The following is a 15945-nucleotide window of genomic DNA, read 5'->3' on the forward strand; positions in this document are numbered from 1 at the left end:
ATGAGCGCTCATTGCAGCGCCGTCGCGCCGGTGGGTTCAGGTTCGGTGGCTATTCGACCATTGCTGAGGAAGTGCACAGATGACCCGTCTCACTGCCAAGGATTTCGCCCCCGAGTTGCTGGAGCTGTATGACTTCTACGTCCACGGCAAAATCAATCGCCGTGAGTTTCTCGACCGCGCGGCGGTCTTCACGCTGGGCGGCCTGACCGCCACGTCCATCCTTGCTTCGTTGACCCCCAATTACGCGCTCGCCGAGCAGGTGGCGTTCACCGACCCCGACATCGTGGCCGAGTACATCACCTATCCGTCGCCCAAGGGCAATGGCCAGGTGCGGGCCTATCTGGTACGACCGGCGAAGGCGTCGGCCAAGGTGCCAGCGGTGTTGGTGGTGCATGAAAACCGAGGCTTGAACCCGTATATCGAGGATGTGGCGCGGCGGGTCGCGAAGGCGGGTTTCGTGGCGCTGGCACCGGACGGGTTGTCGTCGGTGGGTGGCTATCCCGGCAACGATGACACGGGCCGCGACCTGCAATTGAAGGTCGATCCGGAAAAGCTGATGAATGATTTCTTCGCGGGGATCGAGTGGTTGATGGGGCATCACGCGACGACGGGCAAGGTGGGGATCACCGGGTTCTGTTACGGCGGTGGGGTGGCGAACGCGGCGGCGGTGGCGTATCCGGAGTTGTCGGCAGCGGTGCCGTTTTACGGGCGGCAGCCGAAGGCGGAGGAGGTGAGTCGGATCAAGGCGCCGCTGTTGTTGCATTACGCGGAGTTGGATAAGCCGATTACGGATGGCTGGCCGGCGTATGAGGAGGCGTTGAAGGCGGCGGGGAAGACGTATGAGGCGCACATTTACAAGGGTGCGAATCATGGCTTTCACAATGATTCGACGCCTCGGTATGACGAGGCGGCGGCGAAGCTGGCGTGGGATCGGACGGTGGCGTGGTTTAACACGTATTTGGTGTAACGGGGGCGGGATTGGGATTGGGATTGGGTGAATATCCATTCGCGGTGGTGTTGCTGATATCGGTTCCGCCCTTACGGCGGGTCACTTTTGTAAGAGCGACAAAAGTAACCAAAAACGCTTGCTCCTGGTTTGGCCCTGACTTCGTCAGGGTTCCCTCACTCCGGCGACGCTCCGTGGGCCCGCGCCGAACGGACATCCATGTCCTTGCGGCGCTCTCGCGGCATCCCTGCCGCTCGGCCCACTCCGCGCCGCCTGCGTTCGGCCTGCACCCAAGTCGCGTTCTGCGGCGTCTGGACCATCGCGTACGAAGAGCAACGGCATCTGGCTGGAGCTAACGCTCTTCGCAGGTTCGGCGATTTTTCTGGCGCACCTCGATTCCCCTGTGGGAGCGAATTCATTCTGGGCGGGATTCCGACGAGACGGCGGTGCAGCCAACACATCTCCATCGGCTGCTCCCTTTTTTCGCGAATGAATTCGCTCCCACAGTCGGAACCGTGCACGGAATAAAGTTTTGCACCCTGCCTCACACCGCGAAGGCGCAGGTGCGCAGATTTTTCCGACACACCTCGATTTTCCTGTGGGAGCGAATTCATTCGCGAATGGCCGGTACAGCCGCCACATCTTCGCCGCCAGATCCATTTTTCTTCGGAATGCCGCCCACAATGAGGGCTGCTGTGTGGCCTGCGACCGAGGGGGTTCTGACTGATATGTTCTTCAAACTTCCGCTCATCACAAAACAACACTTCCACGGCTGTTCCGTGTATCCTGCACAACTTGTCGCCAAGTGCTCTAGAAACGATGTATACAATTTCTCTGTCACTTCCGTGGCGTCAACAATTTGAAACTTGCCGGAGCCGGTCGTCTGTCTTTGGATCCCTGTTCGGTAATCACTGCTACATTGAGCTGTAACTAACAGGCAGTACGGGACGCGTCGCCCGCGACACTGTTAATGTCCAATAAGTTCAACGCTTTACATTCAAGTGTGGACTGGCGCACACTCTTCTCTGTCCTGAAGCCCCCCGTTGTACGGGTGATGGCGCGATGCCAAACCTTTCATTGACCCTCCTTTTCGATAAAAGTTTAATCGTTGCGTAAGTTGTTAAAAGCGTTATAAAACCTTTTGCAATGTGTTTTTTATCTGCTAATAATCTGTCCTGTTTCGGGCACTAAGGACTGCTCCAGTTTCACAGTGAAGTGAACATCGAATTGAATTTCCGATTACCGCCGTCCGACCATTACTAAAACTTTCGAGCGACTTGAGCACTTTCGCTGCAAGTACGCTGCCGTGCGGCGCATGCAAATGCGCGGGAGGAATACGAATGGCTCGAGCTCACCCCAAACTCAAAGTGCTGTCGATTTTTGGCACACGCCCGGAGGCCATCAAGATGGCCCCGCTGGTCAAGGCGCTGGCTGCCGAACCTGGCATCGATTCGCAGATCTGCATCACCGGCCAGCATCAGAGTATGCTGCAGCAGGTGTTGGACATGTTCGAGCTCAAGGCCGATTACACCCTCGACGTGATGACGCCTGGGCAGACGCTGAACACCCTGACCGCCGCGCTATACGCGGCCATTGACCCGGTCCTCGACGCCGCCCGGCCTGACAAGGTGCTGGTGCATGGTGATACCACCTCGGCGATGGTTGCGGCGATGTCGGCGTTTCACCGGCGGATTCCGGTGGCGCACATTGAAGCGGGTCTGCGCACCGGTGATATTCATCAGCCGTGGCCGGAAGAGATGAACCGCCGCAGCATCGATCTGATTTCCGATCACCTGTTTACCCCCACGGCCCAGTCTCGCCGTAACGTGTTGGGCGAGCGGTTGCAGGGCACGTCGTTCGTCACGGGCAACACCGTGATCGACGCGCTGAAAATGACCGCTGAACGCATCGACAGCAACCGCCAGTTGCGCGTCGCCCTCGACCGTCAATTCAGCTTTCTCGACGCCAGTCGCAAGTTGCTGTTGGTGACCGGGCATCGTCGCGAGAACTTCGGTGACGGCTTCCTTGATATCTGCAAGGCGCTGCGCACGTTGGCCAGCCGCAACGATATTCAGATCGTTTACCCGGTGCATCTGAACCCGAATGTGCTAGGGCCGGTGACCGAGCATCTGGGCGATCTGCCCAATGTGCACCTGATCAAACCGCTGGACTACCTGTCCTTTGTGCGCCTGATGCAGCTGGCCCATGTGGTGCTGACCGACTCTGGCGGCGTGCAGGAAGAAGCGCCGTCCCTAGGCAAGCCCGTGTTGGTGATGCGCGACGTGACCGAACGCCCGGAAGCCGTGGCCGCCGGTACAGTGCGGCTGGTGGGCACTGACCCCGACACCATCGTGCGCGGTGTCTGCGCGCTGTATGACGATGAGCACCTGTGGCGCATGGCGTCGCAATCGGCCAACCCCTATGGCGATGGCAAGGCGTGCTCGCGCATCGTCGATGCGCTGATGGGCCGGCCGGTGGACGAATTCGTGGTGGAGACGCCCGCCCGGCGATCCGAATCCGTCGAGGCGCAGCGCCCGCAGCCTCATCTGCGTTCGGTGTCCAGTCTGCATTAGCGACAGCGTCAGTCGCCTGCTGAACGCCCGCCTTGGCGTTCGGTTTCCGGCGTAGAACGCCCCAAAAGAAAAAACCGTGCCGCGAGCCCCGCGACCCTGTCACGGCTGACACTGTCAGCCGCGGCTTCCGTTCGCCGGTCTCCCGTGTTTCGTCCGATTTTTGACCGAGATCTGCCTGAATGAAGTCTTCCGTTACCGTTCACTCGGGGGCGCTCAGTGCCCTTGCCTGCAGCATGAGCCTGCTGGCCGTCGCGCCTGCCTTCGCCGCCGAGAGCCCGTTGAGCCAGGCCATCAGCCGTCTGGCGGCTGATACCCGTCAGCAGCGGGTCATTGACCTGAAGGACTTGGGCATCGACCGCCCGATCATCCTCAACGCCACGGACGCTCGTCGGGAGCTGTACCTCCCCGTGCCCGCCGACGTGCCGCTGACCGACGCCACGCTGCATTTCGACGCGAGCTACCTGAACGGCGAATCCGGGCGCAACACGCTGCTGCTGTCCCTGGACGGTTACCCGGTGCGGGCCCTCGGGCTGAACGAAGGGGAGGGCGACGCCAGCGCCACGATCGGGGTCGACAAGTCACCCCGGGACAGCGGCTCGGTGCGTCTGGGCGTGGCGTGGTCGTCGATCATTTCCCGCGTGCAATGCGAAGACGAGCGCGCCATCGGCAACGTGCTGCGCATCGATCCCCACAGCCGTTTGAGCTACAGCTTCGACGCCAGCCAGTTGCAAGACGTCGGCGCTGCGTGGAATGCGCTGCCGGGCAAACCGGGGATTCTGGTTGCGCCGGGTGCGTTGTCCAGTGCCAGCTACGACGCCGCCTGGCGTCTCGGCGTGGCGCTGGAGCGCATCGGCAAGCAGGCGCGCATCGTGTCGTTCCCTTCGGTCAAGGACAGCATCGACCTGGGCGACCTGAACATTCCCACCGAACTCAAACAGATCCCGGCCTTCGCCAGCCTCGACGGCAAGGGCCTGCACACCCTCGACGACCCGGCGCAGATCGGCGCGCTGTTGGTGTTGGGCCAGACCCCGGCGCTCAATGCCGACCTGGCCATCAACGACCCTCAGTTGCTCAAGGCGGTGACCGAATCGCTGGACGCCTTGCAGGCGCAGATTCAACGCCTCGACGCTTCGGCGGGCAGCGCCTTTACGCAATGGCGCGACCGTCACGTCAACGGCGCGCTGGCCTCGGGCACCGACAACGTGCGTCTGGCCATGCTCGGCGCGCACCCGCTGCTGCTGATCAATCAGGACGCCGCTGGAAAAGCCATCGGCCTGTTCAGCGCCGCCTGGAACAAACTCGCCCGCACTCGCCAATTGACCGTCGGCGAAGAGGCGAACATGCCCCTGAGCGAAGACGGCCGCGTGGCGCTGAGCCGACTGGGCGGCAAGCCCGGCAGCGTCGATGTGGTGGCCAAGACCGACTGGAGCGCGAGCTTTCCGCTGGGCAGCGTGGCCTACGACGGGCGCGTGCCGGTCAGTGCGGCGGTGGACGTGTCCGCTGCCCCCGGCGCTTCCGGCACGCCACCGATTGCCAGCCTGTTCCTCAACGACTATTTGATCGGCGCCAAACAGCTCGATGCGGATGGCCAGAAAGAACGCATCGAAGCACGCATTCCGCGTTATGCCTTGGGTTCGCAGAACATTCTGCGCGTGTCGTTCCAGCGCCAGCCGGTGAGCGACCTGTGCCGTGAAACGCCGCAAGCGTTCCCGGTTGCGGTCCTGCCGAGCAGCCACATCACCCTGGACAAGGCGCCGCTGGACAGCGACTTCTCCGGCATGGCCGCGCGCTTCGCGGCGGGTGCTCAAGTCGTGGTCCCGCAAAGCTACCTCGACCGCCCGGCGGCCAGCCTGCCGCAGGTGATCCGCATCGCCAGCGCCAGCGGTGTGTCGCCGTTGCGCGCTGACTTCACGGTCAGCAGCGACGCCAAGGCCGCGCTGTCGCCGGACAAATCGTTCCTTGCTTTCGAGGTGCCGGTCAAAGACAGCACCGAGTCGGTGCAGGTCAACGGCGAAGGCCACCTGCTGATCAACCAGAAGGAACAAACCCTGCTGGACCTGAAAACCCTCAATCACCTGGCCGCCCTGCAAGTGGTCGATTCCGGCAGTCAGCACGGCATGATCTACCGCACCCTCGGTGGACAGGCGCCGAACTTCGCTCGCCCGGTCCTGCTGGAGCGCGGCAACGTCACGGTGCTGGGTGACAACGGCCCGCTGACCACCTTCGACGCGAAGGACCCGACCGGCAGCCAGATGATCGACGACGAAGAACCGAAAGGCTTCGACGCCTGGCGTAAACCGTCGGCCTTGTGGCTGATTCCTGCGGCCGTGATCGCCTTCCTTCTGTTGTTGCTGGCCGGCCACCGCGCCCGTCGCAATCGCCAGTAAACGGGAGCCGCGATGACCTCGCTTTATTGGCCCTACTGGCTGGCCCATTACTACAGCGCGCTGGAAGTCGCGACCATCGTGGTCGCGGCGATCATCCTGATTTCCAGTCTGGACGATCTGTTCATCGACCTGTGGTACTGGGCGCGACGCCTCTACCGCAAGTTTACGGCCGAGCGGCGTTATCGTCCGCTGACCCCTGAGCAGTTGATCGCCCGCGACGAGCAGCCGCTGGCTATCATGGTCCCCGCGTGGCTGGAATACGACGTCATCGCGCCGATGATCGAGAACATGGTCTCGACGCTGGACTACCAGAACTACGTGGTCTTCGTCGGCACCTACGTCAACGATCAGCGCACCATCGACGAAGTCGAGCGCATGCGCCGTCGCTACAAACAGCTGCACCGGGTGGAAGTGCCCCACGCGGGTCCGACCTGCAAGGCGGACTGTCTGAACTGGGTGATTCAGGCGATCTTTCTTTACGAAAAGACCCACGGCGTGAACTTTGCCGGGGTGGTGTTGCACGACAGCGAAGACGTGCTGCACCCGCTGGAAATGCGCCTGTTCAATTACCTGTTGCCGCGCAAGGACATGATCCAATTGCCGGTGGTGTCGCTGGAGCGCAACTGGTACGAGTGGGTCGCGGGCACCTACATGGACGAGTTCGCCGAGTGGCACGGCAAGGACCTCGTGGTGCGCGAAAGTATGACCGACAGCGTGCCCTCGGCGGGCGTCGGCACCTGTTTCTCGCGCCGCGCCCTGCAAGTGCTGGCGGACGAAAACACCAACCAGCCGTTCAACACCGACAGCCTCACCGAAGACTACGACGTGGGGGCGCGACTGGCCCGTTACGGCATGAGCGCAATCTTCGTGCGCTTCCCGGTGCAGTACCGGGTGCTGCGCAAATCGTGGTTCCGTGAACCGTACGAATCGACGCTGGAAATGCCGCTCTGCGTGCGGGAGTTCTTCCCCGACACCTTCCGCACCGCGTTCCGGCAGAAAGCCCGCTGGACATTGGGGATCGGCCTGCAAGGCTGGGAACAGATGGGCTGGAGCGGCTCGTTGGCCAACCGCTATCTGCTGTTTCGCGACCGCAAAGGCATCGTCACGTCGTTCGTCAGCATCATCGCTTACCTGATCCTCGCGCAATTGCTGGCGCTGATCGTGCTGCGCGCCAGCGGGCTGTGGAACACCAGCTTCCCGACGCCGTTCGAGACCAACGGTTTCGTCGGTTTCCTGCTGGCAGCCAACGGCATTGCGCTGCTGTGGCGCATGGCGCACCGCTGTTACTTCACCACCATCATTTACGGCTGGCAGCACGGCCTGCTGTCGATGCCGCGCATGGTGGTGGGCAACTTCGTCAACTTCATGGCCGCCGCCCGGGCCTGGCGTCTGTTTTTGGTGGGCAAGGTGCTCAATCGTAAACTGGTCTGGGACAAGACCATGCACGATTTCCCCTCCACCGATCTGGTCGCCCGTGCGCCGCGCAAACTCGGCAGCGTGTTGCTGTCGTGGCAGGCGATCAACGACGAAAACCTGCAAAGCGCGCTGGACGAACAACAGACCCGGCAAATGCCGCTGGGCCGCATTCTGCTCAGCCACGGCTGGCTCGACGACGAAACCCTCGCCGAAGCCATCGCTTTCCAGAACGACCTGCCACGGGTGTTTGACCTCGCGGCCAAAGTGCAACCGCAGTCGGCGCTGGCGGATGAGTTCTGCCTGCGCTGGCGCGTTGTGCCTTTGGCGCTGGACATTGACGGCCGCCCTGAAGTCGCCGTGGCCAGCCCGCTGTCGGACGAAGGCGTGCAGCAGATCACCGAACAGATGGGCGCTGAACCCGTGCAGCTGATTGCCCGGGAAAGCGAGATCGTCGAGCAATTGCGCCGTCTCGACGTGGTGGCGGGTCAGCCGTTGCCATCGGCCACGCCGCTGCTGGGCGACCTGCTGATCGAGCAAGGCCTGCTGGACCGGCAGACCTTCAACCGCGCCATGTTGCAGTACCGCCCTCACGTGCATGGCCGCATCGGCGATTACCTCGTCGACACCGGCGTGCTGTCGCGGGAAACCATCGAGCAGGCCGTGGCCCGGCAACACCGCCATTCCTCACCGGACGCCTCAACGGAGCAGCCCTCATGAGACTTCGACTTTTTCTGGGCCTGAGCGTCCTGCCTGCGCTGTGCCACGCCGAGTTCAACTCGACCACGCAACCGCAGATCCTGCCGCTGGCCCTGACCGGCCCGGCATTCGAGATCGCCAATCAGGCCTACGCCGCCTACAACGACAAGGATTACGACCTGGCCATCGCCAAGGCCCAGGAAGCCTTGCGTCAGCGCGCCGATGTTGACCGCTTGCGCAAACTGATTCTGCTGGCGGAGCGGGACAAGGATCGTCGCGATCACCCCGAGCGTTACCCCGGCAACAAGAAGGGCTTTCAGAACGGCGACCGCTCGTTGCGGGCCTACGCCAACGGCGATTACAACCGGGCAGCAGATTTCGCCCGAAAAGCCATCGCCGAGTCGCCGAAGAACCCGGACTACCGGATGATGCTGATCGAAGCCCTGCAACGTCAGCAAAACCTGGACGGGGCCGAAGCCGCCATCAACGACGCCGTGGCCGTGCTGGGGGACTCGCCGCAACTGACCCGTCGTCGAGAGGCGCTGCACGAACAACGGGCAGTCAACATCGCCGCAGCGGGGTACGCCTCGCTGGCCCGTGGCGACAACGATGCCGCCGTCAGCTACGCCCGCGACGTGGTGCGCCAGTACCCGCAGGAAATCGCCTACCGACGCCTGCTGGTCAGCGCGTTGATCGCTCAGGAGCAATACGCGGCAGCCCGTTCAGCCGCCACCGAAGCACTGGCCCTCAAAGGCAACGACGCGCCGCTGCTGGCCCAGCGCGGGCAGATGCGCATGCGTTTGGGGGACAAGCGCGGCGCGCAGCAGGATTTCAGCCAGGCGCTGGCCGTCGGCACCTTGCCGTTGCGTGATCAGGCGTCGCTGTATGCGGCGCTGGGTCAACCGAAAGAGGCCTTGGCGCGCATGCAACAGGCGCGGGCCAAGGGCGAGCTGAAGCGTGGCGACGAAGTGCAGATTGCCTACTTTCTGAGTCAGGCGGGGGATGATCGCGGCGCGCTGGCGGAATTCAAACGCGTGGACCGCACCAAGGGCCTGAGCCCCAAGGAAACCCAGGACGCCGCTTACAGCGCCATGCGTGCACCGGACGACGTGCAAGCCATCGCCTATTTCAAGCGTGTGCTGGATTATCAGGAGACCGGCGATCTGCAGATGCCGGATCAACAGGTGTTCGACACCCGGCGCGCGGTGTCCGACCTGTCTCGCGTCTGGGGCGTGACCAACACCACGACCTATCGCGGCGCCAGCACCTCCAATGGTTTGAGCGGCGCACCGAGCAGCAGCAACGACAGTGTGCAGAACAGCACCGAAATTTTCTGGCGCCCCGAAGGCTACCGCGATGCGCGTTTCGTCGAGCTGTACGGTCGCGTGACCGACACGCTGTGGAACAAGGAAAGCGGCAACGACAAAGGCCTCGATGCGTTGCAAGGCGCGGTCGGGATTCGCGTCAAACCGTTCACCGAATACAACGTGATGGCCGCATTCGAGCGCACCTTCCCGTTGGCGGGCAGCAATGTCAGCGGCGACTGGCTGGTGCGTCTGGGCTACGGTTCGAGCATCGGCACGGACCTGCGGGTCGATGTGCCGAGCTGGTGGACCTCGCAGTTCTACGCCGAAGGCGGACGCTACCTGCGGGACAAGCGCAATTACTTCAACAGTGAGTGGCAACTGGGGCGCAGCATTCGCTTGGACCGGGTCAGCCCGCGTCTGGTGATCTTCCCGCACGTCGTCCTTGCGGCGGATTACGACTCGAAAATGCACAGTTCGGTTGATGCCCTCGGCCGCAACAAAACGTCTTCCGACAACGCGGGGGGCGCGGGTGTCGGTATCGGGGTGCGCTACTGGTTCCGCGAAACCAAACACAAGGCGCCGCAGTCTTACATCGACTTCTCCGTGCAGTACCGGGAGAAGATTTTCGGGGATGACAGCGCGCAAGGCGTCTTTGCCCGCATGACCTATTCGTGGTGACGTTTTGTAAGGATCTGCCATGTCACGCCTGCTGAAGACTTCCCTCGCCGCGCTGTTGATCGGCGTGCTGGGCGTGGCCATCGATGCGCTCTACGAATTGGGGCAAGACATGCGCCCCAACATCGTGGGCATCGTCTGGCAGCCGGACAACGCCACGGTAGGGATTCAGGGTGACTGGCAAAAACTCGGCGTGCGCGAATTACTGGTGCAGTGGACGGCAGTGGACGGGCAGGCGTTCGTGCCCGGTTCCGGCCTGCCTGAAGTGCCGGTGTTGCCGGACTGGGCGCGCATCGCCAAAGAGCCGTGGGCGCAGGACGCGATTGTCGGGCTGGCCGGGTTCTTCAGCGAAAACCGTTCGCGGGACAACATTGAGGAGCTGGCGACATTGTCCGAACGGCTGGCCAAGGTGAAGACGCCGCTGAACGTGACGGGCTGGTATTTTCCGGCGGAAGTCGACCCCAGCTGGAGCCGCGCCAAGGAACTGCCCGCGCTGCTGGCCCGCTTGCCGAGGCCGTTGTGGATCAGCGTCTACGACGGCGCCAACATCGGACCCAAGGCGACGGCTGACTGGCTCAAGACCTGGCTGCCGGACGACATTGGTGTCTTCTTTCAAGATGGCGTCGGCGTTTACGCCCGCACTGCGCCCGTGGCCCGAACCTATGCCGACGCCTTGCGCCAAAAACTCGGGAAACAGCGGGTGAAAATCATCGTCGAAGCCTTCCGCCCGCAAGTGGGCGGAGGGTTCCGACCGGCGACCGTCGATGAACTCAGGCCGCAACTCGCTGCGTACCGGGGCTACCCGCTCTACCTGTTCGACGGCCCGCACTACGTCCCTCCGGACGTGGTGAAGGGGTTGGCGAGGTAGCGCCTGCGTTTCTTCAGACGCCCTCGGTTCCGTCAGGCAGAACGCAATCCCGTCACCGCGGATTACGCCGCTCTTCCACCTCAGCCAACACCGCCAGGTCCATTTCACCCTGACCGTGATCCACCGCGTCCTGCAAATTGGCGCGGACCCGCTCGGCGGTCGGCATCTCAACCGACACCTGCTGAGCCGCCGCCAACACCAGATCGACATCCTTCAGCCCCAACACCGCCTTGAACGCTGCCGGCTCATATCGACGCTCACCGATCAACCCGCCATACCCCGCATACACCGGGCCGGGGAAGATGGTGTTGGAAATCAGGTCGACGAAGTCCTTCGACGCCAGACCATGCCGTGTCACCAGCACCGCCGCTTCGCTGACCGCCTGCACTGCCGAAACAATCATGAAGTTGGCCGCCAGTTTCATCGCGTTCGCCGCCGAGGCTTTCTCCCCAAGCGGCCAGGTTTTACGACCGATCAAATCGAACAGCGGCTGAACCTTGGCAATCGCCTGTTCAGGCCCTGCGGCCAGGATATTGAGTTGCGCCGCCGCTGCCACGTTTGGCCGACCCAACACCGGCGCCGCAATGTAATCCACACCCTGAGCCTTGTGCAGTGCAGCCAGCTCATCGGCGAATTCCACCGAAATGGTCGCCATGTTGACGTGGATCAGCGGCCCTTTGAGCTGTTGCAGCAGCCCTGAATCCAGCAACACCGACCGCAACGCCTTGTCGTCGGCGAAGATGCTGAACGCCACGTCGACGGCGAACGCCTGAGCCGGGTCTGTTACCGCCTTGGCGCCCAGTTCGACCAATGGCTCAGTGGCCTTCGGCGAGCGGTTCCAGACCACCAATTCGTGGCCGCCCTTCAACAGATTGGCCGCGATGGCCTGACCCATGTTGCCCAGTCCCAAGAAACCGATTTTCATCCGAAGTGCCTCCAGAAAGTGATGCCCGCAGGCCACGCACTCTAGCACCTCGACCGGTCAACGCACGCGATCAGCCCTGCAACGTCTCGGTGATCCGCCGCAGCATGGCGTCGCACGCCGCCAGTTGCGCCACGCTGACGAACTCGTCCGGCTTATGCCCCTGATCCATGCTGCCCGGCCCGCACACGACGGTGGGGATGCCGATGGCGTCGAACAGCCCGCCTTCGGTGCCGAACGCCACCGTGGTGAACGCGTCGGAGCCACAGAATTGCGCGATCAACTGCGCGGCCTGACCCTTCGCTTCTGTCGCCAGACCGGGGTACGCCGACAGCTCGGTGAACCGAATGTCGCTGTCCGGATGCACCGCCTGCATGCGCGGCAGCACCTGATCCTTGGCGTAATCCTGCAACTGCTGCGCGACGTCGAGCGGGTCATGGGCGGGCAGGGCGCGCACTTCGAAATCGAAGCGGCAATCGGCGGGCACGATGTTCAACGCCTTGCCGCCGCTGATCACGCCGGTCTGCACCGTGGTGAACGGCGGATCGAAGCGTCCGTCGTGCAGTTCTGGAGCGCGCAACGTCGAGCCGATGCGGCCCAATTCGCCGATCAGTTCGGCGGCGTATTCGATGGCGTTCACGCCCTGAGGTGCGTAAGCCGAGTGACAGGCCGCGCCGTGCACGTCGCAGCGCATGGCCAGTTTGCCTTTGTGGCCCAACACCGGCTTGAGTTCGGTGGGTTCGCCGATGATGCACAGCAGCGGCTTGACTGGGCGTTGCTCCAGTTCCTCCAGCAACGAACGCACGCCGAGACAGCCGACTTCTTCGTCATAGGACAGCGCGATGTGCACCGGCATTTTCAGCGGCGCGGCCAGCAAACCGGGCACGGCCGCCAGCACGCAAGCGATGTAGCCTTTCATGTCCGCCGTGCCGCGTCCGAACAGCTTGCCGTCATGCTCGCTGAGTTCGAACGGCGCCACGGTCCAAGGCTGGCCGTCCACCGGCACCACGTCGGTGTGGCCCGACAGCACAATGCCGGGCAGGTCCGCAGGGCCAATCGTCGCGAACAGATTGGCCTTGCTGCGCGACGCGTTGTAAATCAGCTCGCACGGCACGTCGAACCCGGCCAGATAGTCCCGCACGAACTCGATCAAGTGCAGGTTCGATTCGCGGCTGGTGGTGTCGAACCCCACCAGCGCGGCCAACAGGTCCCGGCTGTTCATGCTGTGCACCCTCGGTTCATTGACGCATCATTCATCGCCCGGCACACCATAACGGGGGGCCTTGGTCGGGTCGAGGGCGCGGGTCAGGTAATCCTGCATCTGCGGGCGGTAATCGCGCCACAGGTTTGCCAGTGTGCCGATGGGGTCTTCCTCTGCCCAATCGACGCGCAGATCGACGATGGGCCAGCTGTGATCACCGACCACCACCAGCGCCGCCGAATGCACCGGACCGGCTTCACCCCCGGCTGCAACGGCCGCTTGCATTGCGGCGATCAGCCGGTCGGCGAGCAGGCCGTCATGGGTTTCGAAAGCGTGAACCAGCGCTTCGATCACCGCTCGGTCCGCGAGCATATTGCCCGCGCCGACGCACTGTTCCCCCGACAACGCATGGTGCGTGCCGAGGGTTTCGCTGCCGCTGAAATGCGCGGTTCGACCGAGGTGGTCGATGGCCGTGAGCTGACGAAACTGGCGGTACTCATCAAGGCTCAGCGCCTGCGCCACGGCCTGCTCAGAGGACAGGCCATTTTCCATCTGATCGAGTGTGAGCGCGCCAAGGGCCGGGAGGGTGATGTTCTGGGTCGACACGGCGCCAACGCCGGGTCGCAGCCACGGACAACGGGCGCCCACGGCAATGCTCGACGAGCTGATGGCGATGCCCAATTGGCCGGTGTCGGCGCAACGGCCAACGATGGAAAACGTCATGGTGTGTTCATCCTGTTTCGTCCTGACCTGCCATTCACCGCTCCGCAGCGTGGCGGAGTGGATGGCCCATCACGGCATTCTGGAACGGTGCCGTCGTGGACGAAACGAGGATTTTCGTGAGTGCTGGTTAGGGAAAACCGTATCAGCCTGAACGTGATGCAGGCAGACGAGGCTCTTCGGTGCGCTCCGTCCACCACACGCAATGTCGCCAGTCCGAATCGTCGGCTTCGCCCGTCAACGCAAGTAGCGTCGCTCGATGTCACGCATGCGTTCATCACCTTGCAACATGATGATCTCTTTCACGGAGGGAAGATGCGGGTCCACGTGTTGGATACCGCGGTCTTTGATGATTTGCGCGAACGTTGTGCGCATCGCGCCCACGGCCGCTCTGATCGCGTGATTGCCGTAAATCACGATCCCGACCTTGCCCAAGGCTTCGATGTCTTTCTCGGTCAGTTGAGGATACGCGGTGGGCACGAGCACCAGCGGCACGGTACCCGACCATGCCTTCACGAATTGAAGGATTTCATCGGGCGTCGGCTGCTTGGAGTGAATGAGGATGGCATCGGCGCCCGCCGCTTCGTATGCCAAGGCTCGGGTAATCGCTTCCTCTTGTCCCAGCCCTGCGATCAAGCTTTCAGTGCGTGCAATGACGACGAAGTCCTTATCGGATTTCGCCTGCACCGCAGCGGCGATCTTGCCTTGAAACTCTTCGAGACGAACCAGTTCCTGCCGCCCATCGGCGCGCAGGCTGGTGTCTTTCGGAAATGTCTTGTCTTCCATGACCACCGCCGAGGCACCCGCCGCCTCATAAAGGGGGACGACGTAACTGACGTTGACGGCATTTCCGAAGCCTGTGTCGATGTCTGCAATGAGCGGGATGGACGTAACCGAGGCAATGGCGCGCATCATGTCGAGGTGCGTACCGCTGGATAGAATATTCGCGTCAGGCACCGCGTAACTGGCAGACAGTTCGAAGCCACTGCCCCAAATACCGTGAAAGCCCGCTTCTTCAGCCAGGACCGCTGACAGAGGATTGTGTGCCGCCATTGCCGTGAACAACTCGCGGCTGTCGAGGGCTGCGCGAAGGCGTTGATGCTTGCTCATATAAACTCCTGAAGTGGCGTTGGAACTTGCCCTTTATAACGAGGACAGAGTCAGTGTTGACGCGACATCACTCACCGCGCTCGGGACTGAGGCGGCGGAACGATCGGTCAGCGTGAGTAAAACGGGCAGTCCTGTTTCAGAGGACGGCTTCAAACATGCGTTTTCAGAACAGTGTTGTCAGGCATCTCTCGACCATACTCAGCCCTTCGCAGACTTCTGCTGAAGGTTGTTTGTGCGTGATCTTGAAATACTTGCGGGCGGGCGGCGCGTCTTTGATCGGCTCGACGACGAACTCATCGGGCCGGATTTTCCTGACCCATTCGCCTACCGAATTCACGACAATCGACCATTGCTGCTCATCCACCAGCAAGTCAGGAATCAGACTGGCCATGTCCAGCTGTACCCGCCTGACCTGCAGGCTGCCCAACGTCCGCTCATGCCATAACTGAAAGTCCTTGCTCCAGCGCCAGAAGATTTCCTTTTCAGGATCAAGCTGAGCGACATTGACTTCCGTTGGTTCCTCACGGGAGGGTCCTGAACGGCGTAGCAGGCAAAACCCTTCTTCCGTAAACGGTGACATCAGCACATTGGACGGCACCGAAACTTCGCGTGCGAGAAAGGCAATATCCATGACTTTCGTGGACACCGACTCCACGGACTCTTCGGTATGTTCCGTGTGAATGCGAAGGGTCATGCGAGGCGCACACTGATAAAGCATTGAGTACAGGGGCGGTAGCAAATACATGTTCATGCTGTTTGGCGCACTGATATTCAAATGAAGATTGAAGTTCGTGACGCCAAACCGGTCGATATCGTTCAGCACGTCCTGGAAGCGTTCGGCCAGCGGCAAAAACGCCTTTCCCGATGCCGTGACCCTGATACTGTCGACGCCCTTATGGCGTTCGATCAACGTCACGCCCAGCTTCTGTTCAAGTTCTTTCAAGCGATAACTGATGGCCGACGGCGAAACATGAATACTGTCCGCCGCCGCCCTCAGACTTTGCTCTTTGACGATGGCAAGAAATGCACTCACGCCCAAGTAATACATGCCACCTCCGCACGCTGGATTAAAGCAATGATGGGCGCCGATAACGCATCCTTGCGACGTCATGACAGGGCGCATT

General features: G+C 62.1%; 11 protein-coding genes. 6 read left to right on the forward strand and 5 right to left on the reverse strand.

Going from position 1 to position 15945, the window contains the following annotated elements; genetic code table 11:
- The first annotated feature begins 79 nt into the window (after window positions 1–79).
- The 6 genes from yghX (at window position 80) to ACWKWE_RS12835 (ending at window position 10868) form a co-directional block, all read left to right on the forward strand.
- The gene (gene yghX / locus ACWKWE_RS12810) at window positions 80–967 is read left to right on the forward strand and encodes a YghX family hydrolase (protein WP_483850720.1); all 888 of its coding nucleotides are present in this window, start codon (window positions 80–82) and stop codon (window positions 965–967) included.
- 1319 nt (window positions 968–2286) lie between these two features.
- Window positions 2287–3519 (forward strand): non-hydrolyzing UDP-N-acetylglucosamine 2-epimerase, encoded by a 1233-nt coding sequence (gene wecB, locus ACWKWE_RS12815; protein ID WP_483850721.1) that lies wholly within the window; start codon window positions 2287–2289, stop codon window positions 3517–3519.
- Window positions 3520–3698: 179 nt separating this feature from the next.
- Window positions 3699–5906: a cellulose biosynthesis cyclic di-GMP-binding regulatory protein BcsB gene (locus ACWKWE_RS12820; RefSeq protein ID WP_483850722.1), complete on the forward strand. Its 2208-nt coding sequence runs from the start codon at window positions 3699–3701 to the stop codon at window positions 5904–5906.
- A 12-nt stretch (window positions 5907–5918) separates the two neighbouring features.
- Complete coding sequence (locus tag ACWKWE_RS12825; RefSeq protein WP_483850723.1) at window positions 5919–8039, forward strand: glycosyl transferase family protein; 2121 nt, start codon at window positions 5919–5921, stop codon at window positions 8037–8039.
- Complete coding sequence (locus ACWKWE_RS12830; protein WP_166598325.1) at window positions 8036–10003, forward strand: NfrA family protein; 1968 nt, start codon at window positions 8036–8038, stop codon at window positions 10001–10003. The genes ACWKWE_RS12825 and ACWKWE_RS12830 overlap by 4 nt, the downstream gene beginning before the upstream one ends.
- Window positions 10004–10022: 19 nt before the next feature.
- Window positions 10023–10868 (forward strand): alpha-amylase family protein, encoded by an 846-nt coding sequence (locus tag ACWKWE_RS12835; protein ID WP_483850724.1) that lies wholly within the window; start codon window positions 10023–10025, stop codon window positions 10866–10868.
- Between the two features lie 52 nt (window positions 10869–10920).
- On the opposite strand, the gene ACWKWE_RS12840 is transcribed toward ACWKWE_RS12835, so the two are convergent.
- From ACWKWE_RS12840 to ACWKWE_RS12860, 5 genes are all read right to left on the reverse strand, one after another.
- Complete coding sequence (locus ACWKWE_RS12840) at window positions 10921–11793, reverse strand: NAD(P)-dependent oxidoreductase (RefSeq protein WP_483850725.1); 873 nt, start codon at window positions 11791–11793, stop codon at window positions 10921–10923.
- 70 nt (window positions 11794–11863) lie between these two features.
- The gene (gene argE, locus ACWKWE_RS12845) at window positions 11864–13012 is read right to left on the reverse strand and encodes an acetylornithine deacetylase (RefSeq protein WP_483850726.1); all 1149 of its coding nucleotides are present in this window, start codon (window positions 13010–13012) and stop codon (window positions 11864–11866) included.
- Window positions 13013–13039: 27 nt separating this feature from the next.
- On the reverse strand, window positions 13040–13714 hold the full coding sequence (locus ACWKWE_RS12850) for a DUF1028 domain-containing protein (RefSeq protein ID WP_483850727.1): 675 nt from the start codon (window positions 13712–13714) through the stop codon (window positions 13040–13042).
- 234 nt (window positions 13715–13948) lie between these two features.
- Complete coding sequence (locus ACWKWE_RS12855) at window positions 13949–14821, reverse strand: phosphonopyruvate hydrolase (protein ID WP_483850728.1); 873 nt, start codon at window positions 14819–14821, stop codon at window positions 13949–13951.
- A gap of 163 nt (window positions 14822–14984) precedes the next feature.
- Window positions 14985–15869, reverse strand: coding sequence for a LysR family transcriptional regulator (locus ACWKWE_RS12860; protein ID WP_166598331.1), 885 nt, complete (start codon window positions 15867–15869; stop codon window positions 14985–14987).
- Window positions 15870–15945 lie beyond the last annotated feature (76 nt).

The organism is Pseudomonas salicis (assembly GCF_057128705.1).

What these genes read in the sequence shown, in the direction of transcription:
- yghX (WP_483850720.1), top strand. Translation starts at nt 80, where the DNA reads ATGACCCGTCTCACTGCCAAGGATTTCGCCCCCGAGTTGCTGGAGCTG.
- wecB (WP_483850721.1), top strand. Translation starts at nt 2,287, where the DNA reads ATGGCTCGAGCTCACCCCAAACTCAAAGTGCTGTCGATTTTTGGCACA.
- ACWKWE_RS12820 (WP_483850722.1), top strand. Translation starts at nt 3,699, where the DNA reads ATGAAGTCTTCCGTTACCGTTCACTCGGGGGCGCTCAGTGCCCTTGCC.
- ACWKWE_RS12825 (WP_483850723.1), top strand. Translation starts at nt 5,919, where the DNA reads ATGACCTCGCTTTATTGGCCCTACTGGCTGGCCCATTACTACAGCGCG.
- ACWKWE_RS12830 (WP_166598325.1), top strand. Translation starts at nt 8,036, where the DNA reads ATGAGACTTCGACTTTTTCTGGGCCTGAGCGTCCTGCCTGCGCTGTGC.
- ACWKWE_RS12835 (WP_483850724.1), top strand. Translation starts at nt 10,023, where the DNA reads ATGTCACGCCTGCTGAAGACTTCCCTCGCCGCGCTGTTGATCGGCGTG.
- ACWKWE_RS12840 (WP_483850725.1), bottom strand. Translation starts at nt 11,793, where the DNA reads ATGAAAATCGGTTTCTTGGGACTGGGCAACATGGGTCAGGCCATCGCG.
- argE (WP_483850726.1), bottom strand. Translation starts at nt 13,012, where the DNA reads ATGAACAGCCGGGACCTGTTGGCCGCGCTGGTGGGGTTCGACACCACC.
- ACWKWE_RS12850 (WP_483850727.1), bottom strand. Translation starts at nt 13,714, where the DNA reads ATGACGTTTTCCATCGTTGGCCGTTGCGCCGACACCGGCCAATTGGGC.
- ACWKWE_RS12855 (WP_483850728.1), bottom strand. Translation starts at nt 14,821, where the DNA reads ATGAGCAAGCATCAACGCCTTCGCGCAGCCCTCGACAGCCGCGAGTTG.
- ACWKWE_RS12860 (WP_166598331.1), bottom strand. Translation starts at nt 15,869, where the DNA reads ATGTATTACTTGGGCGTGAGTGCATTTCTTGCCATCGTCAAAGAGCAA.